We start from the raw sequence: 24987 nt of genomic DNA, 5'->3' as shown, positions 1-24987 counted from the left end.
GCAAGGGAGATAGCCCATGAAAATCCTTGTCGCGGTCAAGCGCGTCATTGATCACAACGTCAAGATCCGGGTCAAGCCGGACCACTCCGGCGTGGACCTCACCAACGTCAAGATGGCCCTGAACCCGTTCTGTGAAATCGCCGTGGAGCAAGCGGTTCGCCTCAAGGAGGCCGGCGTGGCCAGTGAGGTGCTGGTGGTCAGTGCCGGGCCGAAGGCGGTGCAGGAGCAGTTGCGCACGGCGCTGGCCCTCGGCGCCGACCGTGCCCTGCACATCGACACCGAGGTCGCGCTGGAATCGCTGGCGGTGGCGCACCTGCTCAAGGCGGTCGTCGAGCAGGAGCAGCCGGAGCTGGTACTGCTCGGCAAGCAGGCCATCGACAGTGACAACAATCAGACCGGCCAGATGCTGGCCGCCCTCGGCGGCATGCCCCAGGGCACCTTCGCTTCCGCCCTGGAGGTAGAGCAGGGCCAGATCAAGGTCACCCGCGAGATCGACGGCGGCCTCGAGACCCTGTCGCTGGCGCTGCCGGCGGTCATCACCACCGACCTGCGCCTCAACGAGCCTCGCTACGCCAAGCTGCCGGACATCATGAAGGCCAAGAAGAAGCCCCTGGCCGTGACCACGCCCGACGCCTTGGGCGTCGACGTCAGCCCTCGGCTCAGGCTCAAGGCGGTCGAGCCGCCGCCCGAGCGGCAGGGCGGCATCAAGGTGGCCTCGGTGGCCGAACTCGTGGACAAGCTCAAGAACGACGCCAAGGTGATCGCATGAAGATTCTGGTCGTGGGGGAACATCATCAAGGACAGCTCGGCGAGGCCACCGCGCGGGTAGTCGCCGCCGCCCGACAGATCGCACAGACCGCAGCAGACCCAAGCGACGTCGATATCGATGTGTTGGTGGCAGGCGAGGGCGTCGCGGGCATCGCCGAGGCAGCGGCAAGGCTTGAAGGCGTAAGCCGGGTGCGGCTGGCCGATCAGGCGAGCCTTGCCCATCAACTGGCCGAGCCAATGGGAGATCTGGTGTCGGCGCTGGTCGGGGACTACACCCACGTGCTGGCGGCGGCATCGACCAGCGGCAAGAACGTGCTGCCGCGGGTAGCGGCGCTTGCGGATGTCGCCCAGCTCTCCGAGGTCATCGCGGTCGAGTCCGCCGATACCTTCAAGCGGCCGATCTACGCCGGCAACGCCATCGCCACGGTACAGAGTCTGGACCCGGTCAAGGTCATCACCGTGCGGGTCACCGCCTTCGAGGCGGTGGCCGAGGTCTCAAGCGCAGCACCCATCGAGTCCGTCGACATCGCCATCGTCAATCAGCACTCGCGCCTCGTCGGCGAGACCCGGGCGGTGAGCGAGCGCCCGGAGCTGGGCGCTGCCAGGGTGGTCATCTCCGGCGGTCGCGGCATGGGCAGCGGTGACAACTTTGCCCTGCTCGAAGGTATCGCCGATACCCTTGGCGGCGCCATCGGGGCGTCGCGGGCGGCGGTGGACGCCGGCTTCGTGGCCAACGACCTGCAGGTGGGGCAGACCGGCAAGGTGGTCGCGCCGGAGCTGTACATCGCGGTGGGTATCAGCGGCGCCATCCAGCACCTGGCAGGGATGAAGGACTCGAAGGTCATCGTCGCCATCAACAAGGACGAGGAGGCGCCGATCTTTCAGGTCGCCGACTACGGTCTTGTCGCGGACCTGTTCCAGGCACTGCCCGAACTCGACCAGGCACTGGCCGAGCGCTGACGCAGCTGGCCACAGTTCCGTGCTTAACGGCGCTGGCCATTCAACCCCTGAATATCATCCGTTCCGCTGGCGCCGATGACGGCGCCGGCACCACCGAGCATCCGCCCCTGCGGGCGGTGCTCATCCCAAGCCCCACTGGAGACACAACATGAACAATCCCAAGGTGGCAGCCCCTCCACGCAGCGCTGGCGTGACCTCGCTGGTTGGCAGCCTGATTGGCCTTTGCATCTTCTTTTTCCCCTTCCCGACGGCAGATGGCGCGCTGAAGATCCCGCTGGTGATCATCATCGACTATCTGAAGTCTTCGCTCGGCGGGGCCCTCGAGTATCTGACGCTTGGCCTGGTCGCCCTGTTGTGTGTGACCTGGCTGCTGTCACGCCTGGTGGCTTCCTCCGGGGCGCCGTCTCCATGGCGCCAAGCCGTCGCCGCCTACCATGAGAAGGATGGCACGATGACCGGGCTGACCTTCCTGCTGGCGGCGGTGTTCACCTTCATGCTGGTGTTCCAGATCGGGCCCGACTGGCTGCTGCACAAGGATGTCGGTGGGCTGGCGCTGTACCTGGGGGGCAGCGTCTTTCTGACCGTGGCCATCGCCGGCCTGTTTGTGCTGTTTCTGACCGAGTTCGGCTTCCTGGAATTTGTCGGCACCCTGATGGAGCCCTTGATGCGTCCGCTCTATCGTCTGCCGGGCAAGTCTGCGGTGGACGCGGTTGCCTCCTTCGTCGCCGCCCCGGCGGTGGGCATCTTCATCACCAACAAGCTCTATCTGGAAGGCCACTATACTCAGCGGGAGTCGGCCAGCATTGCCACCAACTTCAGTATCTGCAGCCTGGGCTTCTTCGCCCTGCTGGCGTCCATCGGCGGCATCATGGCTTACCTGCCGCACATGATCATCGTCTCCTTCATCATCAACTTCACCCTGGCGGCGCTGATGGTCAGGATTCCGCCGTTGTCGCGCAAGCTCGACGTCTACCATCAGGGCAACACCCAGACGGCTCAGGATCTTGAGGTTTCCAGTGATGGACACATCCTGGCCCGTGCCTGTGGCGCCGCCGCCGAGCGCGCCTCCCAGACTCGGCTCGATGTGTTCTACAAGGGCTTCTGGGAGGCCATCACCTTTGCCCAGAAGATCGTCGCCTACATCCTGGCCATCGCCACCCTGGCGCTGCTGCTGGCGACCTACACCCCGGTATTCGACTACCTGGGCGTGCTGGTGGAGCCGTTGATCTCTGCGCTTCAGCTGCCGGATGCCAGCGCCATTGCCCCCACCGTGCTGGTGTCGATCGCCGAGATCGCGCTGCCGGCGATCATCATCTCCGGCGCCGACGTCGACCCCATGGCGGTGTTCTTCGTGTGCACCCTGTCGTCGGTGCAGATCATCTTCTTCACCGAGAGTGCCAACGCCATGCTGGAGTCGGACATCCCGCTGACGGTGCGTGACCTGGTCGTGGTATTCCTGCTGCGCACCCTGGTGGCCATGCCCATGGTGGCGCTGGCGACCCACCTGCTTTTCTAGCCTAACCCTGTTGTGCCGCCCATTGGCGCTTCCGTCCTCCGTCGGCAGCGCCTTTTTCATGTCGGGCGCAAGGCGCAGGCCATACGTTAGGGTGGGGATAGGCGAGGCTGCCGGCGTGGTGCAGTCGATGGCTTTGCAAGAAAACCGAAAACTGATTGCGCCGCTTGCCGGCTTATCGTCGGCACAGGGCTGCACTAGCATGGGGGAAAACATGTCGCCGCACCGTTATCCGGTGACCGGCGCCGCCAGGAGATTGCCATGAAGACGATATTGATCACCGGGTCCACCGATGGGATTGGCCTTGCCACCGCCAGCGAGCTGGCGCGCCAGGGCCATCGCGTCATCCTGCACGGACGCAACCCGGACAAGCTCGCGGCGGCCCGTGAGCAGCTGGCTGTGATCTCGCAAGGCGAGGTGCCCGCAGGGCATGTCGCCGACCTATCACGCCTGGCCGAAGCGGCGGCGCTGGCGGCGGAGGTCGAGCAGAGCGATGAGCGCATCGATGTGCTGATCAACAACGCCGGGGTCTACCGCACCCCGGACACCCGTACCGCAGACGGCCTCGATGTGCGATTTGCGGTCAATACCCTGGCGCCCTATGTGCTGGCCCGTCGCCTGGCGGCTTTGCTCGGAGACAAGGGGCGGGTGGTCAATCTGGCTTCTGCCGCCCAGGCGCCGGTGTCGCTGGCGGCGCTTGCCGGCACCGCCGACGCCGACGGTGACTTCGACGCCTACGCCCAGAGCAAGCTGGCGCTGATCATGTGGACCCGCGACCTGGCCGCCAGGTCCAGTGCCGCTGATCCCATGGTGGTGGCGGTCAACCCCGGCTCCTTGCTGGCCAGCAAGATGGTCAAGGAAGGCTTTGGCGTGGCCGGTAACGACCTGTCCATCGGCGTCGACATTCTGGTGAAGGCGGCGCTGTCCGAGGAGTTCGTCAACGCCGGCGGCCAGTACTACGACAACGATGGCAAGGGCTTCTCGTCACCGCATGCCCACGCCATGGACGATGGCCGATGCCGTCGCCTGGTCGAGGCCATGGAAGAGGTGCTGGAGCACTGCCTGGGCTAGGCCTTGGTTGTTTGGCCCCAGTGCACAAGATAAAGCCCCCGCTCACCGTGAAGGCGAGCGGGGGCTTTTGGTTGCCTGCTGTTCAAGGCTCGTTAGGGGGTCTGAAATTCGCCGCTGGAGGTGGTCGCTTTCTCGGTGGACGACGTCGTGCGCCAGATGGCGATATTGGCGTAGCCGTAGAACAGCGAGATGGCGATGACCAGCATGTGATACCAGAGGAAGGGCAGGTAGGCCATGGTGGATACGCCGAGGGTGGTGGCCATGAACACGCCGCCATCGGTCCAGGGCACCATCGGGGTGGTCACGGTGCCACCGGCTTCGGCGTTGCGCGACAGCACCCGACGATCGATGCCCTGGTCGTCGTAGTTCTTCTCGGTGATGGTGCTGGCGGTGATCAGCGAGACGTAGGCGGCGCCCCCGAAGAAGTTGCCGAAGAAGCCACCGAGCATGGTCGACAGGGTCAGCCGGCCCGGGTTGTTGGCCCAGCGCAGGAAGCCGTTGCTGATTGCCTTGAGGATGCCGACCCGGTCCATCAGGCCACCGAGGCCCAGGGCGAAAAGGATCAGTGCCACCACGCCGAGCATCGACTGGATGCCGCCGCGATTGAGCAGTGTATTGAGGAATTCCACATCGGAGGCCATGGCGTTGCCGTCATAGGCGATGCGAATGGCATCGACCGGAGACACGTCCTGGGCCCACCAGGCGCAGATGCTGCCCAGCACGGCGCCGAAGGTGATTACCGGGATGGCGGGGAATCGGCGCGTCAGCAGGCCGATCACGATCACCGCCGGCAGCAACAGCCAGGGGCTGATGGTGAAGTGGGTCTCCAGCGCCTGCATGGCGACGGTGGCACGGGAGGTGTCGACGTCGCCGTCGATAAAGAAGAAGCCGACCACCAGAAACAGCACGCCGGCGATCAGGATTGCCGGTGCACTGACCAGCATCATCGAGCGGATATGGTCGATCAGGTTTACCTTGCACAGCGAGGCGGTCATCACGGTGGTATCGGACAGCGGCGACATCTTGTCGCCGACGTAGGCACCGGAGATCACCGCGCCGGCGACCAGCGGCAGCGGGATGCCGAAGCTGTGGCCGATGCCCATCATGGCGACACCGGCGGTGCCTGCGGTACCGAAGGAGGTACCAGTGGCCAGCGAGGTGAGGGCACAGATGATGAAGGCGGCGAACAGGAAGATCTGCGGGTCCATCACCGTCAGACCGTAGTAGATGATGCTCGGCACGATGCCACCGGCGATCCAGGTGCCGATCAGGGCGCCGACGGTGGTCAGCACCAGTACGGCTTCCATGCCGTTGTGAATGCCGTTGATCAGTCCTTCCTGCATGCTGGCGTAGCGGATCTTGAGCCTGACGCCCAGCGCCATGACCAGAAACCAGGAGGCGAACAGGGCAAGCTGGATGGGCAGGCCAAGGACATTGATGCTCAAGAACATGATGGCGATGAAGCCGATCATGACGGCCAGAACCTCGGCCATGCCGGGCAGGCGGATGGGGGTGGAAGACGACGTCATGGGATCTCCTTTGGTGTTGTTGTGGGTTCTGCGGTGCAGGGGCTGAGCGGTCATGCTCAGAAGCGCTCGAGCCGATAGGGCGACAGTGGCGGGAGTGGCGATAGTGGCGGGAGTGACACCGGGCCGGATCCGGTCGCTGGGCCCTTCCGCCCCGTCGCCAGGCGGGCGACAAGCTGTGCCGTCACAGCGGCCTGGGTCAGTCCCAGATGGTGGTGCCCGAAGGCCAGCAGCACGCGGCCGTCCCGGGCGCTGTCGATGATCGGCAGCGAATCGGGAAGGGAAGGGCGAAAGCCCATCCAGGGCTTGGCATCGGTGGCGTCCAGGTCGTGCTCGAACAGACCCTGGCTCAGGCGGTGGAGCTGCCAGGCGCGGGCCATGTTGGGGGGGCGCTTGAGGCCGGCGAATTCGACAGTGCCGGCCAGGCGCAGGCCGTCACTCATCGGCGTCATGATGAAGCGGCGCTCCAGCGAGGTGACCGCCACTGGCAATCGGTGCCGCTCTGCCGGCAGCATCAGGTGATAGCCACGCTCGGTATCCAGTGGCACCCGGCGACCGCTGAGGTCTGCGGCCAGGCGGGCCGAGTGGGCGCCGCAGGCCAGCAGTACCCGTTCACAGTCCAGCGCCCCCGAATCGGTCTGGAGGCTGACGCCCTGGCCATGGACACGGGCAGTGCGTACCTCCGCCGTGGCGAAGGTAACGCCTTCCTGGCGGGCGGCGTCGACCAGGGCAGCGGTGATGGCGGCGGGGTCGACCACATGAGCGGTGGCGGGGAAGAATAGGCCACCACGGAGCTTGGCCGAGAGGGACGGCGCGAGCTCGCGTATGGCGTCACCCGACCAGGATTCGAGGGCTACCCCCTGGGCCGACATGGCGGCGGCCAGGTGGTCGATCCGAGGCTTTGACTGGTCCTGCTCATAGACCAGCAGCGAGCCGTCCTCCTTCATCAGATGGCGGCCATCGATCGATTCGAGCAGCTTGCGCCAGGCGTCCAGGCTGGCCTCGTTGAGGGCACGAATCCCGGCCACGCTGTTGGCGTAGGGGGCAGAGCGCAGGTTCAGCAATAGACGAGTGAACCAGGGCAGGGCGCGGGGCAGGTAGCGCCAGTCCAGTCGCAGCGGCCCCATCGGATCACGCAGCATGGCGGGAAGCTGCGTCAGGATCGAGGCGTCGGCGATGGGAAAGACCTGCTCGGTGGCCATATGCCCGGCGTTGCCGTATGACGCCCCCATGCCGGGAGCCTGACGATCCAGTACCTGCACCGAAAAGCCCTGGCGGCGCAGCTCGAGTGCGCAGGCGAGGCCGATGACGCCAGCACCGATCACGGTAATGCGCGTGTCGCCGGGTTGGCGGTCTTGTCGCGAGCCGGGTGAACCCATGGTTTGCCTCTGCAGCGTTTGTCTTTGTCGATTGTATAAAATATAAGATAGGTGCCCTTTCGGATCAATAGCGGCGATATTCAACGTTGGCGTTATCCGCTGGGACGGTCTGCATGGGCGATACACTGAGGGGGAGCGCATGAACGACGTGCTGGGGCCGGAGCGCAAAGGAATGCGCCGTGTTCGGGGCGCATGAAAAACCGCGCCGTGTTCGGGGCGCCTGGAAATCCGCGCCGGGTTCGGGGCGCCGTGAAAGCCGCGCTGGGGTTGGAGCGCAAAGGAATGCGCCGTGTTCGGAGCGCAGAAAACCTGCCAAGGGGATGGAGCGTCAGGACGGTGCTTTCAGGGCAGGGACTTGAACAAGCCAGCGCAGGAGGAAACGTTGATGACAGGCGGCTGGCGCCGACGGGGGCGATAACGCCACTGGCATGCCAAGGGCGACGACCGCGAAAGCGGGCAGCTCACCCGCGGACGTTCAGGGGGCTATGGCGTTGACGCCAGGGTTCTAGCGAGTCGGCGCCCGCAAGGCGCCGACAGGGCAAGCACAAGGGGAGGGATGGCGCTTCAGTCTGCGTCGCCGCGCTGGGCGCGTTCTTCGAGCAGGGTCACGATGCCTTCACAGGCTTCCTGAATATGGCGCTGGAGCAATTCGCAGGCCTCGTCGGCCTTGCCCTGACGGGCGAAGTCGAGCAGCCCATGGTGTTCGCGCTCGGCCTTTTCGATCTCCTGGGTGTAGAGCAGTTGCATGCGGATGTAGCGATCCGACTTGGTGTTGAGCTGACTGATCAACGCCAGGGTTTCGGGCAACCTGGCCGGTGCATAGAGGGCCTGGTGGAAGGCGAAATTGTACTCGCTCCAGTTGTCGATCTCGCCGCCGCTGTTCAGGGCATCGTCGTACTTCTCGAGGATGCGCTCTGCCTTGAGCAGGTCGTCTTCCGTCAACTCGCTGATGGCATGGCGCAGGACGTAGGTCTCGAGCAATACTCGCAGGTCGAACAGCTCGCGAATCTTGGCGACCGACAGTTCGGTGGTAAAGGCACCGCGGTGGGCATGGAACTCGACCAGCCCTTCGGACTCCAGGGTCAGCAGGGCTTCGCGCACGGGAATACGGCTGACGTCATAGTCCTTTGCCAGGGCATCCTGGCGCAGCTGGGTTCCCCCCTGGAACTCTCCGCCCAGGATACGCCTGCGCAGGTCATCCGCGACGAACTGTGCGCGTGTCTTGAAAGTCGCCATAGCCTCTCTCTGCCCATCGGATGTTATTGCACACTGTATACAAACCGCGATGAATGTCCATGGGCAGGCGGCGGCCCCCGGGGGCCGCCGCCTGGGCAAGGGACCTGATTCAGGCCTCGCGCTTGCCGTCGACCAGGCGGCCAAGGGCCCAGGGGTTGTCGTCGCGCAGTGCCTGGGGCAACAGCGCTTCGGGCAGATCCTGATAGCACACCGGGCGCAGGAAGCGCTGGATCGCGGCGCTACCCACCGAGGTGGTTCGGGCGTCGGAGGTGGCGGGGAAGGGGCCACCATGCACCATGGCGTGGCATACCTCGACCCCGGTTGGCCAGCCGTTGACCAGGATACGTCCGGCCCGGCGTTCGAGGATCGAAAGCAGGCCGCGGGCCGTCTCGGTATCGCCGTCGTCCATCTGCAGGGTGGCGGTCAGCTGGCCCTCGAGACCTTCGGCCAGCGCCTTGACCTCACTTGTATCGGCACACTCCAGCACCAGGGAGGTCGAACCGAATACCTCGGCCTGTAGTGCTTCGTCGCCGAGAAAGTCACTGGCCGTGGCCACGAACAGACCCGTCTGACACTGATTGACACCTTCGCCTTGCGGCCCACGTGCGATTTCTCGGACCTTGTCGCTGTCGCCAAGGGTCTCTACGCCCTGGGTGTAGGCGTCATGGATGCCCGGGGTCAGCATGGTCTGGGCGCCCGAGGCCTTGACGGCGTCGGCGGCTGACTCAATAAAGGCGTCCAGGGCCTCGCCCCTGACCGCGATCACCAGCCCCGGGTTGGTGCAGAACTGTCCTGCGCCCATGGTCAGCGAGCCGACAAAGCCCTCGCCGAGGTCCTTGCCACGGGCCTTGAGCGCCTCGGGCAGCAGGAACACCGGGTTGATCGAGCTCATCTCTGCGTAGAAGGGGATGGGGTCCGGTCGGCGCTGGGCGCTTTGCCACAGGGCCATGCCGCCAGAGCGAGAGCCGGTGAAGCCGGCTGCCTTGATGCGGCGGTCCTCGACCAGCGCCTGGCCTACCACGCGGCCGGAGCCGAAGATCAGCGAAAACACGCCTTCGGGCAGCTCGCACCGGGCCACCGCCTGTTGTACTGCGCGGCCGACCAGCTCCGACGTGCCGGGGTGGGCCGAGTGAGCCTTGACCACCACCGGGCAGCCAGCGGCCAGGGCCGAAGCGGTGTCGCCGCCGGCCACCGAGAAGGCCAGCGGAAAGTTGCTGGCACCGAACACCGCGACAGGCCCCAGGGCGATCTGACGCTGACGCAGGTCGGCACGGGGCATGGGCTGGCGTTGTGGCTGGGCAGGGTCGATGCGAACGTCGAGCCATTCGCCCGCGCGTACGGTGTCGGCAAACAGTCTGAGTTGTCCGCAGGTGCGTCCGCGCTCGCCGGCAAGGCGGGCCTGGGGCAGGCCGGTTTCCTGCATGGCGCGCTCGATCAGCGCATCGCCGAGTGCCTCGATTTCCGATGCGATGGTCTCGAGAAAACGGGCGCGTGTCTCGAGCGTGGTTTCGCGGTAGTCATCGAAGGCGGCCTCTGCCAGGGCGCAGGCGCGCTCCACCTCGGCCTGGCTGCCGCCCGGGTAGGCCGGCTCCAGGCGCTTGCCGGTGGCGGGGTCGATGGCGTGGATCGGCGCCTGGCTGCCAGTCACGGCGTCCTGTCCGATCAGCATCTTGCCTTCCAGTGTCATTTGACTCTCCTGTCGAGGGGGAAGTGCGGGAAGCGGCATGGGTGAGAGGGGTGTTGTGCCAACGCCCCTGTCGCCCATGCCGAACACAACAGGAGGCCCGGCGTCGAGCGAGCCTCCCCGGTGGTTTCAGGACATGTCGGGCTTCAGGACAGGTCGAGCGAGGCTGACCAGCCGGCGTACCAGGTGCGGAAGAGGTCGTACTGGGTCTCGACGTAGCGACGCTGGGCATCACTGAGGGCGTCGCTCTCGTTGAAGTGCAGGCGATACTCTTCGTCACCGTTGAGCACCATCAGGTGCTTGTAGTAGAGCACCAGGTCGGCACCTTCATCGAAGGAGGACAGCACTCCCAGGGCCTGCTCGAGTTCCTGGGCCCGGCGGCGGGCCTCGACATCGCCCTTGGCAGCCTTCTTGCTGAGGGCCACCAGCGTCAGCACCTCGTGGGGCAGAGCATTACCGATGCCGGTGATGGCGCCGGTGGCGCCGCAGTTGACGAAGCCATGGAAGACGGTGGTGTCGACGCCGACCATCAGGGTGACCTGATCATCCTGGGAGGTGATGTGCTCGGCGGCGTAGCGCAGGTCATCGGCGCCACCGAATTCCTTGAAGCCGATCAGGTTGGGATGCTGGCGACGCAATTCGAAGAACAGGTCGGCGCGGGTGGCAAAGCCATAGTAGGGGCTGTTGTAGATGACCGCGGGGAGGTCCGGCGCGGCGTCCAGGATCGCGGCGAAGTGTGCCTTCTGGGCGGTCAACGAGGTGCCGCGAGACAGCACCCGGGGAATCACCATGAGGCCATGGGCGCCGACCTTGGCGGCGTGGGCCGCGTGGGATACCGCTTCGCGGGAATTGACCGCGCCGGTGCCGACGATGGTGGGGATGCCGGCTTCCACCAGGCGGGCGACGCCTTCCTGGCGCTGGGCCTCGGTCAGCAGCGGCCAGTCGCCCATGGAGCCACAGTAGACCACGCCGCTCATGCCGGCCTCGATCAGTTCACGGCCCTTGGCGACCAGGGCGTCGAAGTCGGGCTGGCGGTCCTTGGTGCACGGGGTCATCAGGGCGGGGATGCAGCCGGTGAAGATATTGTCGTTCATGTCGGGTCCTTGAGTGGGACGATGTCACGGGTCAGGGAGGCGCCGCCCTTCTTGGGCAGCCGCCGGTGGGTAAAAACGTCAATGGCCGTCGTCGGGTACTGGGGCGCCAGCCGCTGGGGCTTCAGCCGCCGATGCCCCAGGCGAAGGGGTCTTGCTCGTCGATCAGCAGGGTGCTGTCGGCGCTCATGAAGGCGCGTCCGGTGATGCTGGGGCGAATCTGATCGCCCTGCCATTCATAGCTCGCCTCGAACAGGCCGCCGCAGACGCTGGCCTGGCGCCAGCGTTCGCCGGGAGCGAGCTTGCCGTCGGCGGCCAGGCACGCCAGCTTGGCGCTGGTGCCGGTACCGCAGGGGGATCGGTCGTAGGCTTTGCCGGGGCACAGCACGAAGTTGCGGCTGTCGGCCTCGTCGTCATCGGCGAACAGCTCGATGTGGTCGATTTCGCCACCGTCATCGCCGGTGATGCCCTGGCCTGCAAGCGCCTGACGAATGGCCCAGGTGTAGCCGGTCAAGGTCTCCACATTGTCCAGGGCGATGCGCTGGCCATGGTCGCTGACCAGAAAGAACCAGTTGCCGCCCCAGGCAATGTCGCCATGGACCATGCCGTGGCCGGGCACTTCCACCGCGACCTGCCGGCGGTAGCGGTAGGAGGGGACGTTGCGTACGGTCACGGCACCGTCGGCATGCAAGGTCGCCTCGACCTGGCCCACCGGCGTGTCGATGCGGTGGTCGCCGGGGCTGAGGTGGCCCAAGTGATGCAGCGAGGCGACCAGGCCGATGGTGCCGTGGCCGCACATGCCCAGGTAGCCGGCGTTGTTGAAGAAGATCACCCCGCAGGTTGCGTCCGGAGATACCGGCTCACAGTAGAGTGCGCCGACCAGCACGTCGTGGCCGCGGGGCTCCAGCATCACCGCGCGGCGCCAGTGGTCGTGTCGGTCGCGCAGACAGTCGCGTTTCTCGGCCATGGTGGCGCCGGCAAGCGTCGGAAAGCCGTCCATGACCAGGCGCGTGGGCTCGCCGGCGCTGTGGGAATCGATGACGTGTACGCGTTGCATGGAGTACCCCGGTTTGTTGTCGGTTGTGGTGATCGACGATCATCTGGGCGTCGTTGATCAGGTTTTATATTTTATACAATCTTCAAGAGGCGTTGTGAAGTCATCAAAGAGGATTCTTTGCGGGGGCTGGCGCGAGCAGGAAGAGCGGCAGGCACAGGAAAGACCGGGAGGCCGGCGCGGAAGGACAGCGGTGGGGTACGAAGGGCGAGCAGCAGGCACAAAAAAGGCGAGGGGCAGGGCCCTCGCCAAGTCGTCAAAAGGAGGGGGCTGGTGTCATTGAGCGGTGATCACGCTCATCACCAGGTTGCCGTCGACCTTGACCGGGCCGTCTTCGCTGGCGCCCAGGGTGTATTCGAAGATGCCGGTCTGCATGCCGCCGTCCTCGCCGTGGAGCATCAGCATCAGATGTTCGCCGCTGCTGACCTCTTCAGTCAGGATGGCCGCGATATCGGTGTTCTCACCGGCCTTGAGCGGGGCGTGACCGACAACGCGCCCTGGTTTGTGGCTTTCGTCGGTACGGTGGACGACCAGCCAACCGTTGTTCTCGGCGACGATGCGATCGGCGGTGACGGTGCCGCTCTCCACCGACTGATCTTCGGCCCAGACGCCGAGATGGCCGGCTTCGTCCATCTCTCCATGGTGGGCGGCCTGGGCGCCGGTGGCCAGGGTGGCCGCGCCGACGAGGAGGGCTGAGGTGATGAGGGTACGTGCTGCCAATGGCTTGAACATGGTGATGGTCTCCTGGTGTTGCTGATTGGCTTGCCGAAGGTGCTCCACGACAGGATGGCTGCCGAGTTGATAACAGCTACGTGCCGATGCCACGGTGGGTTTCAGGTCATCGAAAAAAAATGTTGTGCCCTGACGCCAAGGCGAGAGCCGACGTCCAGATAAAAAAGGCCACTCGAACGAGTGGCCAAGCAGGGAAGTCGTGGTGCGGGGCGTACGCCTCGAGGGTGTCGAAACGCATGCCCGCCACGATGACCCCGCCATCGGCCGTTGCCGGTGGCGGGGTCATCGACTAGCTACGCAGGGGAGGCGAAAAGGTTTCAGTGAGGACTGAAATTCTCAGAGACGCTGGCCGCCGCTGGGCTCGGTGGGGTACAGGTAGCCGTGGATAGCGGGGCCGGTAGGCTGGCCGGTGGGCGAGCCACCCGGAGGCTCGACGCTGATGCCAAAGGTGGCATGCTTCAGCAATTCAGGTTCGTAGTCGCGCAGGGCGGCCTGGTCGAGGCTCAGGTCATCGTCGAGTACACCGACGGACCGGGGAGCGGAGCCCAGATCATCATGCTTGATCCAAAGTTGATAGGAGCGGTCGGGCAGAGGTTCGGCGCTGACCGGGCGGACATGCAGGCGGCGCTGCTCCAGGTTGACGCTGAGCATGAAGGCGGGCTGGCGATCGTCCTGCTGGAACACCGCCACAAAGTTGGACTCACTGGTGGACGGCGACGGCTGTGCCAGCAGCACCGCCGCCAGGATGACCGCCGCGGCGCTGGACAGGCCGGTGGCGGCCTTCCAGAAGGCCAGGCGGCGGTGCAGCGGCGTGACGCTGGCGGTGCTCGGGGGGGCGTTGGGCGCCGTATCGCCACGCGCGGCGTCCTCGATGGCCTTGATGCGTTGCTGGATAAGCGGCAACAGGTCCGGGCCCGGGGTGAGGTCCTGGATCTCGTCGGCCAGAGGCGCCAGTCGGCTCTCCCATTCACCGATACGCTGCTCGAGTTCGCTGTCGTGTTGACGCTGGCGGCGCACCCTGTCGCGCTCGTCACGATCCAGGGTGCCCAGCACGAACTCGGCGGCCAGCATGTCCTTGTCGTCGCGGTCGCTCATGATCCCAGGCACCCCTTGAGTTGTTTCAGTGCACGATGCAGCCAGGTCTTGACGGTATTGACCGGCTGGTCGAAGTGGCTTGCCAGTTCGGCCCGCGACCAGCCCTCCAGATAGGCCAGGCGCACCATTTGCTGCCGGCTCTCTTCCAGTTCATCAAGGCACAACGTCAGCTGTGTCGACGTCTCGTCCTGGTGACGCTGATCGTAGGCGGAGGGCGTCTCGGCGACCCAGTTCTCGAGGATACTGTCGCTCTCGGTGGGCCGTGTCGGTGCCTTGCGTAGCTCGTCGATGGCCGCATTGCGGGCGATGGTCACCATCCAGGTGATGGCGGAGGCGCGCTCGCTCTCGAAGCGTCCGGCCTTCTGCCAGATGGTCACGTAGACCTCCTGGATGACATCGTTGGCCCAGGCCTGCTGCTTCAAGATACGTAACACCGTGCCGAAGAGTTTCGCCACGCTGGCCTCGTACAACTCGGCGAAGGCCTCCCGGTCCTTGTCGGCGACTCTGGACAGCAGATGAACCAGCCGCTCCGGGGAGGACAGCGGCGGGGATTCCTGGTGCGCCGGGGGCGGGGCGCGAAAGGCATTGGACATGGCGGCGATCTCTGAGCTGCGGAGTGTTGTTGTCGTGGTGGCTGAAGGGTGACGCTGCCTGACCGGCAAGGTCAAGCAGCCTGTATCGACGGTATCGGGCTGCCGTTTAGACGATGCCAGTGGGGTGGGAAGGTCTGCCTTCAGGCTCGAGCCCGGATAGGCGGGCCTCGCGCACCGGCGTATCCCGGGTGACGTGTCGGGGTTCCGCTGCGGCCGCTGACACGAGGTGACCCTTGGCCAACAGTGCCTTGAGCTCTTCGGCCGGGACCGGTTTGCTGAACAGGTAGCCCTGGTACTCGTGGCCCTGCAGCTGGCGGATAAAGGCCAGCTGTTCTTCGCTCTCGACACCTTCTGCGATGATATGAAGCCCCAGGCACCTGGCCAGCGAGATCACCGCCTGGACGATGGCCGCGTCCTGTTCGCAATCGACCACGCCTTGCATGAAAGTGCGGTCGATCTTCAGACGGTCCACGGGCAGATACTTCAACTGGGTCAAGTTGGAATAGCCGGTGCCGAAATCATCGATGGACAGCAGCACACCCATGTTGCGCAGGGTACTCAGTACTTCCAGGGCGCGATCAGGGTTCTGTACCAGGGTGCTTTCGGTCAGTTCGAGTTCCAGCAGGTGAGGGGGAAGCTCCGATTCGGCAAGCGCAGCCTCGATGGTGGCCACGAAGCCGCGATGATTGAGCTGAATGGCCGAGATGTTGACCGCCACCGGCAATGGCTCGCCGGACTCCTTGAGCCACTCGCTCGAAAACCGGCAGGCGGTGCGTAGCACCCATGCGCCCAGGGGAAGGATCAGGCCACAGTCTTCGGCGACGGGAATGATCTCGTCAGGAGTGACCTGGCCGAGTTCCTCATCGTGCCACCGCAGCAGCGCTTCGACGCCAGAGACCTCACCGCTGTCGACGCGGATCTTCGGTTGATAGGCCAGGCTCAGGCGATCCTCCTCGATGGCCTGGGTCAGGCGTCGCTCGAGGGTACTGCGACGGTCCGCCTCGGAGGTCATGTCCAAGGCGAAGAACTGGAAGTTGTTGCGTCCCTGCTGCTTGGCGCGATACATGGCGGCGTCGGCGTGGACCATCAGGGCATGCTTGCTGCGCCCGTGGTCGGGGTAAAGGCTGATGCCCAGGCTGGTGGAGACCTTGACCATGCTGTTGCCGATCTGGAAGGGCTTGTCCAGCGAACTGACGATGCGCTGGGCCAGCGCTTCAGCGTCGCCGCGCCTGGCAACCTGATGGGTGACCACCATGAATTCGTCGCCGCCCACCCGTGCGACCAGGTCGCTGTCGCGCACCGCCATCTGCAGGCGTCGGGCCGCGCCCTTGATCAACTCGTCACCCACATGGTGGCCGAGGCCGTCATTGACCTGCTTGAAGCGGTCCAGGTCGACGAAGAACACCGCGAAGGTATCGATGTCGTCCTCGAGCAGTTCATCGAGGTGCTCCTCGAGCTTCAGTCGGTTGGGCAGTTGGGTCAGGACGTCATGATGGACCAGGTCCTTGAGCTCCTGATTGGCCTGTTGTAGCGAACGTGCCAGCTGAGCATTGCGCGAGGACAGATGGGCGTCGTAGATCGACATCATCAACGCTGCCAGCATGATGCAGGTGGCGATCAGCGCCACCACGATGGCCAGCTGGTCGGTGCCTATGCCCGGGGCCGAGGCCGAGTAGCTCAGGGTGCGGTAGCTGGTGGCGGCCATGCCGGTGTAGTGCATGCCCGAAATGCCTGCGGCCATGACCAGCGAGGCCAGGCCACGTTGCCACAGCGGGGAGCGTCCCCCCACCGGGTTGAGTCGAAAGGCCAGGCTGAGGGCGACCGCCGAGGCCAGCACGGCGATGACTACGGATAGGGCAAACAGGTCCGGTCGGTAGCGCAGGCTGTCTACCGACAGCATGGCCTCCATACCGATGTAGTGCATCAGGCAGACGCCGCTACCCATGATCAGCGCGCCGACGGCCAGTCGAGGACCGGTGAGGTGGCCTGACTGCACTGTTGCCAGTGCCAAGGCGGAAGCGAGAAGGCTCGCCAGCAGGGACGCCAGGGTAAGGGGGATCCCGTAGGCGAAGTGCGAGTCGGGGTCCATGGCCAGCATGCCGACGAAGTGCATCGACCAGATGCCGGTGCCCATGGCGAAGGCACCGCCGGCAAGCCACAGGTGGCGGGCAAGGCCCTGGCTCGCTCTGACGCGTCCGGCGAGATCGAGGGCAGTGAGCGAAGCGATGGCGGCGATGCCAAGGCTCAGGGCGACCAGTGCCGGGTTGTAGGACGCAAGCGAGTGGTCCATGCAGGTGAGATCCTTGAGGGTAAAGTATTAGTATCGGCCAGGTGTCGCATTCACTTTACCCTCAGCCTTGTGCAGGAGGTGAGGCAATCTCCTGAAAAGCCAGCTTTTCTTAAGTTTCTGACGGAGTCTGGAGGGGGATCTGTGGGTCGGTGGGGGCGCCGCAGGCCCTGCCGGGTATCCTCGGCGGGACGGGGTAGCAGAAGATAACCGTGCTCCCCGGGAGAAGGCTGCGCTTCTCCCGGGGGACTCAGGGTGTGTACACGCTAGCCATGGGCGGTGCACAGGTACTTGGTCTCGAGGTATTCCTCCATGCCCTCGAGGCCGCCTTCACGACCGAGGCCGGACTGCTTGACGCCGCCAAAGGGGACCTGGGGCCCGGTGATATCCATGGTGTTGGTACCCACCATGCCGACTTCCAGACGTTGCTGGTAGCGACGGATGCGGTGCTGGTCCTTGGCATAGACGTAGGCGGCCAGACCGTAGACCGTGTCGTTGGCAGCGGCGATGGCCTCGTCATCGCTGTCGAAGGCGCGCACCGGGGCGAGGGGCGCGAAGGATTCTTCACTGGCGATGCGCATATCATCGGTGAAGCCGGCCACCAGGGTCGGCATGAAGAAGCGTGGCCCTGGGGCCTGGTCCTGGCCGCGACCGAGCACGCGCGCCCCCCGGGATCTGGCGTCCTCGACCAGTTCGCGGGCCTTGGCCACCGCGTCGCGGTTGATCAGCGGGCCGATCTTGCTGTCCTCATCGAAGCCGTTGCCCACCGGCATGTCATTCATGCGCTGGGTGAAGCGCTCGATGAAGGTGTCGTAGAGAGAACGGTGGACGAACAGGCGGTTGGCCGCCACGCAGTCCTGGCCGCTGGTCTGGAAGCGGGCGGCGATGGCGCCTTCCACGGCGGCGTCCAGGTCGGCGTCCTCGCAGACGATGAAAGGGGCGTTGCCCCCCAGCTCCATGGCGCTGCGCTTGACCGTGTCGGCGGCCTGAGCCAGCAGCGTCCGGCCGACCTCGGTGGAGCCGGTGAACGACAGCGCGCGAACGCGATTGTCGTCACAGACCTTTTCGGAAAAGCGCTTGCCAGGGCAGGTGAGGACATTGAACTCGCCCCGGTTGAGCCCGGCCTGTTCGGCCAGTCTGGCCAGGGCAAGTGCGCAGAAAGGGGTCTGGCTTGCTGGATTGACCAGGGTGGTGCAGCCCGCCGCCAGCGCGGCCCCGACCTTGCGGGTAATCATCGCCAGCGGGAAGTTCCAGGGGGTAATGATGGCCACCACGCCGACCGGCTGGCGCAGCGTGCCAAGCGAGATGTCGGGGTCATCCGAGGCCAGGGTATCACCGGCGATGCGTCGCGCCTGGCCGGCAAACCAGCGCAGGAAGCTGGCGGCGTAATCGACCTCGCCACGGGCCTCGGCCAGGGGCTTGCCTTGCTCCAGGGTCATCAGGCGGGCCAGCGCCTCGGCGTTGTCCTGCATCGCCTGGTACCAGGCCATCAGCGCGTCGGCGCGCTCCAGGGCGGGGGTGTCACGCCAGCGCTCGAAGGCCTGACTGGCGGCATCGATGGCCTCGCCCAACTGGTCCTCGGTCAGCTGGGGCACCTTGCCGATGGTCTTTTCGGTGGCCGGGTCTTCGACCTCCCGGGTCTTGCCGTCACTGGCCTCGACCCAACGTCCGCCAAGATAGGCATGGTCAGTCATCAGCTGGTTCTCAGGGGTGTGCATAGGGGCAATCTCCTGAAGAAGTTCCGTTTCCGACCTCCCCAAACTACGCTGCAACGAGCATGTCCTCAAGCCGGGCACGGAGTGGTAGGGTGGGGACGAATCGACACCGGACGTCCCTGTGGATCCCCCGCAGGGGCGATGACAGGAGGTCCCATGAACGTTCGCAGTGAAGGCGTGGTGATCGTAGGTGGTGGTGCCGGCGGCCTCGAGCTTGCCATCCGGCTGGCCAAGGCAAGCCACAAGGACGTATTGCTGATCGACCGTAGCGCCACCCATGTGTGGAAACCGCGGTTGCATGAGCTTGCCGCCGGTTTTCGGCGTGGCGAGGTCGATGAGCTGGACTACGCAGGACTCGCCGAGCACTGGGGGTTTGGCTTCGAGCGCGGTGAACTCGCGGACATCGATCCCGAGGCGCGTACCCTGACCCTGGCCGAGTGGCCCGAAGACGACGGTCGGGTGAGGGTGCCCGGTCGCTGCATCGGCTACCAGGCGGTGGTGCTGGCGATTGGCGGGGTGACCCCGGACATGGGCGTGGAGGGCGTGCTCGAGCATGCCCTGATGCTCGACAGCGAGGCCGACGCCGAGCGACTTTTCGAGCGCTTCTCGACGGGGCTGCTGGCGCATCGCGCCGGGCAGCGCAGTGATCCCTTCCATATCGCCATCGTCGGTTCAGGGGCCACCGGGGTGGAACTGGCAGGGCTGCTGGCCACCGAGGCGCGGGCCTCGAGTGTGGCCCCACGAGAGTGCCAGCCCAGGGTCAAGGTGACCCTGCTGGAGGCGACCGATACCTTCATGCCGGGCATGGAGGATGAGGTGCGCCAGTCCATCCGCAAGCGCCTTTTGAATGTCGGCATCGACATTCATACCGAACAACAGGTCAGTCGCGTCGATCGCGACCGTCTTACCACCGATGGCGGCGACGAGTTTCCGGCGGACCTGACCATCTGGGCGGCCGGCCGCGTGGGGCCGCCGGTGGCCGACTCGATCGACGCGCTGGCGACCAACAAGAAGCGCCAGTGGCGGGTGAAGCCGACCCTGCAGAGTGTCGACAGTGATCACGTCTTTGTGCTGGGTGACTGCTCGGTTATCGACGACGAGCCCGCACCTCCCACCGCCCAGGCGGCCAGCGAGCAGGCAGAACATCTGGCCAAGGAGTTGCCGCGTTTTCTCGCGGGGGAAACGCCGGCGCCCTTCGTCTACGAGGACAAGGGTACCCTGCTGTCGCTGGGTGAGGCCGGCAGCGTCGGCGAAGTGAAAGGCTGGTTCGCCGATGACGTCCAGTTGCGCGGGCGACTCGCGCGGGCGGCCTACCAGGGACTGCAGCGCCAGCACCAGTTCATCCTGCTGGGGCCGCTCAAGGGTACCGCCGAGGCGCTGAGCGACGTCCTCGGCCGCTCGGTCGGGCCACGCCTGAAGATCCACTGACCACGCGTTGCGTGCGCCGGCGGCCGCCACGCCCCTGGCAAGGCGTCGGCGGCCGCTCGACTCAGCTCGGATCGATGGTCAACAAAAGGCGCGTCTCCCCTGCCTGCTGCGCCGGGCTGCGATGTACCAGTCCGCGGCCCTCGTTGCCGCTCCAGCCGTCTCCCTTCAACAGTGCCAGGTCGCCGGTGCCCAGCCGCTGAATGGCATGGGCCTGGCGAAGCGTCTCGGGCTTGTCCGGCGAGGGTGCGCCGAGCCCGGCGCGATTGACCGCAGACTCGGGCAGCCATTCGCTGCCCGGCCCCCGATAGCTGGTGACCAGTCGCACCGGCAACTTGTCGCAGTGAAAGCGTGGACACATGGCGCTGTCCAGCAGGCGCAGCCGTATTCCCAGAGTGTCGGTGTCGAACAGCATCGCCATGGCCTGGGTCAACAGCACGACGTCGTCTACCAGGGGGCAGGCTTGCTCCGGGGCGGGCATGCTGCGCCGGAGTTCTCGCTTCATGGCGGCGTCGGGAACTCCCAGCCACTGAAAACTCCAGCGACGCTCGGTATCGCACTGTGCCTGGATGCTGTGTTCCAGGCTGGGGGACAGCGCGCGCTGCATCACCGCGATGGTGATGCCTTGCTCGAAGATGCGCGGCAGGATCGAGGCATCGATACCCTGGGCCCAGTGGACACTTGGCTGCGACTCGCAAGACGCGGTCGGGGCGTCTCCGTCGACGCAGGTGGACAGTGAGCTGGACAGCGACATCTTGGCGTCTCCATGGGATGTGTTTACAATGTTATAACGTAACATTTAAAACAAGGAAAGCGCCTCGTGCAGAGAGGGGCTTTCCTTGGCGAGAGCACATGGGGAGAACAGGTTCATGAATGATGCCAGGTTGCCGGTCACGGTACTGTCAGGCTTTCTGGGAGCCGGCAAGACCACCTTGCTGAATCACCTTCTGGCCAATCGCCAGGGGCGTCGGGTCGCGGTCATCGTCAACGACATGAGCGAGGTCAATATCGACGCCGCTCTGGTGCGCGGTGGGCCAGGGGCATCAGACGAGCTGGAGGACCGGGTCACGCTGAACCGCGCCGAAGAGCGCCTGGTGGAGATGAGCAACGGCTGTATCTGCTGCACCCTGCGCGAGGACCTGTTGATCGAGGTCCGCAGGCTGGCCGAGGAGGGGCGCTTCGACAGCCTGGTGATCGAATCCACCGGGATCTCTGAACCCCTGCCGGTGGCGGAGACCTTTACCTTCGCCGATGAGGACGGTCAGTGCCTGTCCGAGATCGCCAGACTCGATACCCTGGTCACCGTGGTCGATGGCGCCAATTTTCTGAGCCAGTACGCTGAAGCCCGCTCCCTCAAGGAGGCAGGGGAGTCGCTGGGCGAGGACGATGAGCGCAATGTTGCGGACCTGCTGGTGGACCAGATCGAGTTCTGCGATGTGCTGGCGATCAGTAAGTGCGACCTGATCTCGGCGCAGCAACTGGCGGAGGTCGAGGCGGTACTGCGCGCCCTCAATCCCGAGGCCGACATCGTTCCTATGGTCCAGGGCGAGGTGGCGCTGTCGCGGGTGCTGGATACCGGACACTTCAGCTTCGAGCGGGCCCAGCGGGCGCCGGGCTGGCTCAAGGAGCTGCGCGGTGAGCATGTGCCGGAAACCGAGGAGTACGGTATCTCGAGTTTTGCCTATGAGGCGCGCCGCCCCTTCCATCCGCGCAGGTTTCATGAACTGCTGCATGGCGACTGGTTCGGTGGCACCTTGCTGCGCTCCAAGGGGTTCTTCTGGCTTGCCAGCCGTCCTCAGTTCGCCGGTCAGTGGAGTCAGGCGGGAGGCATCGCTCACCACGGCCTGGCGGGTCGCTTCTGGCGGGCGGTACCCGAGGAGCAGTGGCCCGAGGACCCGGAGTATCGCGAGGCGATTCTGGCCAAATGGCAGGAGCCCTTCGGTGATATGCGCCAGGAACTGGTGTTCATCGGCCAGAACCTGGCGGAGCAGCGCATTCGCCAGGCCCTGGATGAGTGCCTGCTGAGCGAATCGGAGCTGGCCCTCGGCATGGACGCCTGGGTCGACTCGGATGACCCTTTCCCGTCCTGGTAAAACCAGGCTATCGACGCTGGCTCAGTGAGTCAGCCCAGGCTGTCCGATCAGGCCATCCGCTCAGCCAATCAGGCCAGCTAGAGGGCCCACCTGCCGACTGTCGGGAAAGACCTGCTCGGCCAGGGGATCGAGGTCGAGGCCAAGGTGGTCGCGCAGCACACCCTTGAGGACGGCACGGGTGTCCTGGGCGGCGATCAGATCACGGTCGTCACGCAGCCGGGCGAGCCCCGGCCACTGGCCGTGGACGCGCCCCCCTCGAATGGCGCCACCGGCCAACAGGATGCAACTGGCGGTGCCATGATCGGTGCCGCCGGTGCCGTTGACGGCCACCGTGCGGCCAAACTCGGTGATGACCACTACGGCGGTGTGCTGCCAGCGTTCGCCGAGCTTGCCGTGCAGCGCCGCAAGCCCGCCATCCAGCTGTTCAAGCTTGCGTGACAGCACCGCATTCTGGCGAGCGTGGGTGTCCCAGCCGTCGTCTTCCACCATGGCAATCTGGGGGCCATCCGCGGCGGCCAGGAACTGTGCTGCCGCCGCCAGGGTGTCCTTCAGGAGGCCACCGCTGTCGATATCGGTGGGGGCCATCTGCTGCATCGCCAGGGCGCGCTCGAACACCGGGCCCAACCGGGGATCCTGTCGATAGAGCGCGGCGACCCGCTGGGCCAGTGACGGCTGGGTGGTGCCGTGCGCCGACGGCGACCAGGTGGCGAAGGGGGCCGGCCCACGGATCAACAACGGGCGCGAGGAGGTGAGGCCCAGTCCCTGGGTATCGCCGAGGCTGCCCACCGCACGGTTCAGCCAGCCGGTGCGGCTTCCTGTGGGGGTGGCGGTGCCGTTTTCCAGGCACTCCTGGGCGTCGAAGTGCGAGCGTCCCTGATAGGGCAGTCCGCAGGCGTGAACCACGGCGAAGTCGCCGGCCTGGTAGAGACGGTGGCAGAAGGCCAGTGACGGATGCAGCGAAAAGGTCCCGTCCAGTCGTGGTGCAACGACTCCTTCCTGCGATGCCAGACTACCGCGCAAGCGCTGGTAGGCGGGGTCGCTGTCGCAGGGGACGGCGGCGAGGCCATCGAGGGCACCGCGCAGCAGTACGACGACCAGGCGGCGCTTGCCGAGCGGGGAGTCGGCCGCAGCCAGCGAGGGCCACAGCAGCAGGCTGGTGCCTGCGCCCAGTGCCTTGAGAAACTCGCGTCGGTTGAACATGGCGGATTCCATTGGGTGGTGTCGCGACGGCGCTCAGCGCCACTGAAACTCGGGGCTTGCCAGCACCATGGCGAGCGCCTGGTTGCGGGGCGCCTGACTGAGCGCCACGGCGGTGGCTTCACGCAGGCGAGGGCCCAGGCTCTGTTGGGCCAGCTCCATGGCTTCGCCGCTGGCGTCACCGGCGTGGCGCTGGGCCACCAGCAGTCGCTTGTTCAAGGCGTCGGCACCGATCCAGTCGTTGGCATCATCGCTCCATCCGGCCGGGGCGCCGGCGAGAAAAGGTGGCTGCCCCAGCAGTCGAAGCTGCTGGCCCCAGTCACTGCCATCGGGCGAGGGTGCCTTGCCCAGGGCGCGATAGAGCGCGACGAGATATTCCTGCGGACGGCGAAACTTGAGCGCTTGCGGCTGCCACGCCTGGGGGTGGCTGAACAGGGTGCGAAACAGCGTCGACAGGCGACCGTTCTCGCGCTGGAAGGTGGAGGCCAAGGCCGATACCAGCTCACCGGGTGGGTCGTCGGCGACAAAGTGACGGGCAAGCTTGGTGGCGACAAAGGTTGCGGTGGCCTCCTGGCCGGCCACAAAGCGCAGCATGTCACGCCCCTGCCTGGCCCCGCCTGCAGCGAAGCGCCGCCCCAGCAGTTCTCGCTCGCCGCCTTGATGGGCCGCGCCATGAAACAGGCTGCCGTAGGGCCCAAGGGCCGGCGCCTCAGTCGATGGCGGCAGTTCTAGCCGTGTCCGCCATCCGGTGATGGCCCTGGCCAGTTCGATCACGTCCTGCTGTTGATAGGGGCCGTCGACGCCGAGGGTATGCAGCTCCAAGATTTCCCGCGCCAGGTTCTCGTTGAGCCCGAGCCGCCCCGCAGAGGCTCTGGCACTTCTGGCCAGCGGCGAATCGGGGCCCACCGACGCTGCATTGTCGAGATAGAGCAGCATGGCCGGATGCTGCTCGACGCCCAGCAGCATGGCCGAAAAGCTACCCGACACATAGGGCCGGATGGCCTCGCGCTCGAAGGCCCCGGGCAGCAACTGTACGCCGCCGCGGTCGGCGGACACGGTGAAGTGGTTGCTCCAGAACATCACCCAGCGCTCGAGTACCGGAAACGGACTCAGACACTGCTGGCGCCCCCTGGCCTGGATCTCGGCCTGTTTCATCGCGCCAAAACGCTCGAGCAGGGTCGGCAGGCTCTGTGTGGGCTTGTCATTGGCGGCGGCCTCGCTCATGCGTCGACGGGCGGCCGCGTGGTCTCGGCGAAAGCGATCAAAGCGCTCCAGGTAGGTGATGGTGGATGGCAGGGCGGCGAGAGGATCGATCAGTGGCGCTCGTTCGGCCTCGTCGATCTGCGCCAGCACCCAGCCCTGGGGGTCCTTGGCGATCTCGGCAAGCTCACCTGGCCCCGCGCCGAGGCCAAAGCGATTGGCGGCGATTTCCGCCTGAACGAGGGTGGTTGTCAAAGCTGACGCCTCCTGTTGGCATGGCTGACGAAGCCTGGGGCAGGATGCCGGGGGCCGGCCCTGGGGTGAGGCGCCGGGGATCGCCAACAGTTTGGCCGGTAGGTGGCGGGGGA

20 protein-coding genes are annotated in these 24987 nt (G+C 65.7%); 6 read left to right on the top strand and 14 right to left on the bottom strand.

Annotated elements, in window-relative coordinates:
- The first annotated feature begins 16 nt into the window (after positions 1 to 16).
- The 4 genes from EBB56_RS04420 to EBB56_RS04405 all read left to right on the top strand — a co-directional run bounded on the left by EBB56_RS04420 (position 17) and on the right by EBB56_RS04405 (position 4312).
- A complete protein-coding gene (locus EBB56_RS04420; protein ID WP_108448363.1) occupies positions 17 to 769 on the top strand; it encodes an electron transfer flavoprotein subunit beta/FixA family protein in 753 nt (250 codons plus the stop codon).
- On the top strand, positions 766 to 1728 hold the full coding sequence (locus EBB56_RS04415) for an electron transfer flavoprotein subunit alpha/FixB family protein (RefSeq protein ID WP_124803080.1): 963 nt from the start codon (positions 766 to 768) through the stop codon (positions 1726 to 1728). The genes EBB56_RS04420 and EBB56_RS04415 overlap by 4 nt, the downstream gene beginning before the upstream one ends.
- A gap of 148 nt (positions 1729 to 1876) precedes the next feature.
- Positions 1877 to 3244: a YjiH family protein gene (locus EBB56_RS04410; RefSeq protein WP_124803078.1), complete on the top strand. Its 1368-nt coding sequence runs from the start codon at positions 1877 to 1879 to the stop codon at positions 3242 to 3244.
- 258 nt (positions 3245 to 3502) lie between these two features.
- Positions 3503 to 4312: an SDR family NAD(P)-dependent oxidoreductase gene (locus EBB56_RS04405; RefSeq protein ID WP_124803076.1), complete on the top strand. Its 810-nt coding sequence runs from the start codon at positions 3503 to 3505 to the stop codon at positions 4310 to 4312.
- A 92-nt stretch (positions 4313 to 4404) separates the two neighbouring features.
- Here the strand turns inward: EBB56_RS04405 and nhaC are convergent, their stop codons facing one another.
- From nhaC to EBB56_RS04350, 11 genes are all read right to left on the bottom strand, one after another.
- Positions 4405 to 5841, bottom strand: a complete 1437-nt coding sequence (nhaC, locus tag EBB56_RS04400; protein ID WP_124803074.1) for a Na+/H+ antiporter NhaC — start codon at positions 5839 to 5841, stop codon at positions 4405 to 4407.
- 56 nt (positions 5842 to 5897) lie between these two features.
- On the bottom strand, positions 5898 to 7217 hold the full coding sequence (locus tag EBB56_RS04395; RefSeq protein ID WP_045992546.1) for an FAD-binding oxidoreductase: 1320 nt from the start codon (positions 7215 to 7217) through the stop codon (positions 5898 to 5900).
- A gap of 564 nt (positions 7218 to 7781) precedes the next feature.
- Entirely contained in the window at positions 7782 to 8453 is a 672-nt protein-coding gene (locus tag EBB56_RS04390; RefSeq protein ID WP_045992547.1) for a GntR family transcriptional regulator, read from the bottom strand.
- A gap of 109 nt (positions 8454 to 8562) precedes the next feature.
- Positions 8563 to 10140: an aldehyde dehydrogenase (NADP(+)) gene (locus EBB56_RS04385; RefSeq protein ID WP_124803071.1), complete on the bottom strand. Its 1578-nt coding sequence runs from the start codon at positions 10138 to 10140 to the stop codon at positions 8563 to 8565.
- 143 nt (positions 10141 to 10283) lie between these two features.
- A complete protein-coding gene (locus EBB56_RS04380; RefSeq protein ID WP_124803069.1) occupies positions 10284 to 11231 on the bottom strand; it encodes a dihydrodipicolinate synthase family protein in 948 nt (315 codons plus the stop codon).
- A gap of 121 nt (positions 11232 to 11352) precedes the next feature.
- A complete protein-coding gene (locus EBB56_RS04375) occupies positions 11353 to 12285 on the bottom strand; it encodes a 4-hydroxyproline epimerase (RefSeq protein WP_124803067.1) in 933 nt (310 codons plus the stop codon).
- A gap of 273 nt (positions 12286 to 12558) precedes the next feature.
- Positions 12559 to 13014, bottom strand: coding sequence for a hypothetical protein (locus EBB56_RS04370; protein WP_045992551.1), 456 nt, complete (start codon positions 13012 to 13014; stop codon positions 12559 to 12561).
- Positions 13015 to 13350: 336 nt separating this feature from the next.
- Entirely contained in the window at positions 13351 to 14109 is a 759-nt protein-coding gene (locus EBB56_RS04365; RefSeq protein WP_045992552.1) for an anti-sigma factor domain-containing protein, read from the bottom strand.
- Positions 14106 to 14702: a sigma-70 family RNA polymerase sigma factor gene (locus EBB56_RS04360; protein WP_045992553.1), complete on the bottom strand. Its 597-nt coding sequence runs from the start codon at positions 14700 to 14702 to the stop codon at positions 14106 to 14108. The genes EBB56_RS04365 and EBB56_RS04360 overlap by 4 nt, the downstream gene beginning before the upstream one ends.
- A 106-nt stretch (positions 14703 to 14808) precedes the next feature.
- On the bottom strand, positions 14809 to 16992 hold the full coding sequence (locus tag EBB56_RS04355; protein WP_124803065.1) for a bifunctional diguanylate cyclase/phosphodiesterase: 2184 nt from the start codon (positions 16990 to 16992) through the stop codon (positions 14809 to 14811).
- 263 nt (positions 16993 to 17255) lie between these two features.
- On the bottom strand, positions 17256 to 18707 hold the full coding sequence (locus EBB56_RS04350) for an NAD-dependent succinate-semialdehyde dehydrogenase (protein ID WP_124803063.1): 1452 nt from the start codon (positions 18705 to 18707) through the stop codon (positions 17256 to 17258).
- A 153-nt stretch (positions 18708 to 18860) separates the two neighbouring features.
- On the opposite strand from EBB56_RS04350, the gene EBB56_RS04345 reads away from it, so the two are divergent.
- Entirely contained in the window at positions 18861 to 20132 is a 1272-nt protein-coding gene (locus EBB56_RS04345) for an NAD(P)/FAD-dependent oxidoreductase (protein ID WP_185696383.1), read from the top strand.
- 61 nt (positions 20133 to 20193) lie between these two features.
- Here the strand turns inward: EBB56_RS04345 and EBB56_RS04340 are convergent, their stop codons facing one another.
- Positions 20194 to 20883 carry a DUF1826 domain-containing protein gene (locus EBB56_RS04340; protein ID WP_124803059.1) on the bottom strand — a complete coding sequence of 230 codons (690 nt, stop codon included), beginning with the start codon at positions 20881 to 20883 and terminating at the stop codon, positions 20194 to 20196.
- A 115-nt stretch (positions 20884 to 20998) separates the two neighbouring features.
- Here EBB56_RS04340 and zigA point away from each other — a divergent pair, with 115 nt between their 5' ends.
- Positions 20999 to 22222, top strand: coding sequence for a zinc metallochaperone GTPase ZigA (gene zigA / locus EBB56_RS04335; RefSeq protein ID WP_124803057.1), 1224 nt, complete (start codon positions 20999 to 21001; stop codon positions 22220 to 22222).
- Between the two features lie 60 nt (positions 22223 to 22282).
- Here the strand turns inward: zigA and EBB56_RS04330 are convergent, their stop codons facing one another.
- Complete coding sequence (locus tag EBB56_RS04330; RefSeq protein ID WP_124803055.1) at positions 22283 to 23422, bottom strand: DUF1501 domain-containing protein; 1140 nt, start codon at positions 23420 to 23422, stop codon at positions 22283 to 22285.
- Between the two features lie 33 nt (positions 23423 to 23455).
- On the bottom strand, positions 23456 to 24874 hold the full coding sequence (locus EBB56_RS04325) for a DUF1800 family protein (RefSeq protein ID WP_124803053.1): 1419 nt from the start codon (positions 24872 to 24874) through the stop codon (positions 23456 to 23458).
- Positions 24875 to 24987 lie beyond the last annotated feature (113 nt).

This window comes from Halomonas sp. YLB-10 (genome assembly GCF_003856855.1).
In the GTDB taxonomy this organism is placed as follows: Bacteria; Pseudomonadota; Gammaproteobacteria; order Pseudomonadales; family Halomonadaceae; genus Halomonas; species Halomonas litopenaei.
Note: the sequence above shows the minus strand (reverse complement) of the source record. Positions and strands in the feature narration are given on the sequence as shown.

What these genes read in the sequence shown, in the direction of transcription:
- EBB56_RS04420 (WP_108448363.1), top strand. Translation starts at nt 17, where the DNA reads ATGAAAATCCTTGTCGCGGTCAAGCGCGTCATTGATCACAACGTCAAG.
- EBB56_RS04415 (WP_124803080.1), top strand. Translation starts at nt 766, where the DNA reads ATGAAGATTCTGGTCGTGGGGGAACATCATCAAGGACAGCTCGGCGAG.
- EBB56_RS04410 (WP_124803078.1), top strand. Translation starts at nt 1,877, where the DNA reads ATGAACAATCCCAAGGTGGCAGCCCCTCCACGCAGCGCTGGCGTGACC.
- EBB56_RS04405 (WP_124803076.1), top strand. Translation starts at nt 3,503, where the DNA reads ATGAAGACGATATTGATCACCGGGTCCACCGATGGGATTGGCCTTGCC.
- nhaC (WP_124803074.1), bottom strand. Translation starts at nt 5,841, where the DNA reads ATGACGTCGTCTTCCACCCCCATCCGCCTGCCCGGCATGGCCGAGGTT.
- EBB56_RS04395 (WP_045992546.1), bottom strand. Translation starts at nt 7,217, where the DNA reads ATGGGTTCACCCGGCTCGCGACAAGACCGCCAACCCGGCGACACGCGC.
- EBB56_RS04390 (WP_045992547.1), bottom strand. Translation starts at nt 8,453, where the DNA reads ATGGCGACTTTCAAGACACGCGCACAGTTCGTCGCGGATGACCTGCGC.
- EBB56_RS04385 (WP_124803071.1), bottom strand. Translation starts at nt 10,140, where the DNA reads ATGACACTGGAAGGCAAGATGCTGATCGGACAGGACGCCGTGACTGGC.
- EBB56_RS04380 (WP_124803069.1), bottom strand. Translation starts at nt 11,231, where the DNA reads ATGAACGACAATATCTTCACCGGCTGCATCCCCGCCCTGATGACCCCG.
- EBB56_RS04375 (WP_124803067.1), bottom strand. Translation starts at nt 12,285, where the DNA reads ATGCAACGCGTACACGTCATCGATTCCCACAGCGCCGGCGAGCCCACG.
- EBB56_RS04370 (WP_045992551.1), bottom strand. Translation starts at nt 13,014, where the DNA reads ATGTTCAAGCCATTGGCAGCACGTACCCTCATCACCTCAGCCCTCCTC.
- EBB56_RS04365 (WP_045992552.1), bottom strand. Translation starts at nt 14,109, where the DNA reads ATGAGCGACCGCGACGACAAGGACATGCTGGCCGCCGAGTTCGTGCTG.
- EBB56_RS04360 (WP_045992553.1), bottom strand. Translation starts at nt 14,702, where the DNA reads ATGTCCAATGCCTTTCGCGCCCCGCCCCCGGCGCACCAGGAATCCCCG.
- EBB56_RS04355 (WP_124803065.1), bottom strand. Translation starts at nt 16,992, where the DNA reads ATGGACCACTCGCTTGCGTCCTACAACCCGGCACTGGTCGCCCTGAGC.
- EBB56_RS04350 (WP_124803063.1), bottom strand. Translation starts at nt 18,707, where the DNA reads ATGCACACCCCTGAGAACCAGCTGATGACTGACCATGCCTATCTTGGC.
- EBB56_RS04345 (WP_185696383.1), top strand. Translation starts at nt 18,861, where the DNA reads ATGAACGTTCGCAGTGAAGGCGTGGTGATCGTAGGTGGTGGTGCCGGC.
- EBB56_RS04340 (WP_124803059.1), bottom strand. Translation starts at nt 20,883, where the DNA reads ATGTCGCTGTCCAGCTCACTGTCCACCTGCGTCGACGGAGACGCCCCG.
- zigA (WP_124803057.1), top strand. Translation starts at nt 20,999, where the DNA reads ATGAATGATGCCAGGTTGCCGGTCACGGTACTGTCAGGCTTTCTGGGA.
- EBB56_RS04330 (WP_124803055.1), bottom strand. Translation starts at nt 23,422, where the DNA reads ATGTTCAACCGACGCGAGTTTCTCAAGGCACTGGGCGCAGGCACCAGC.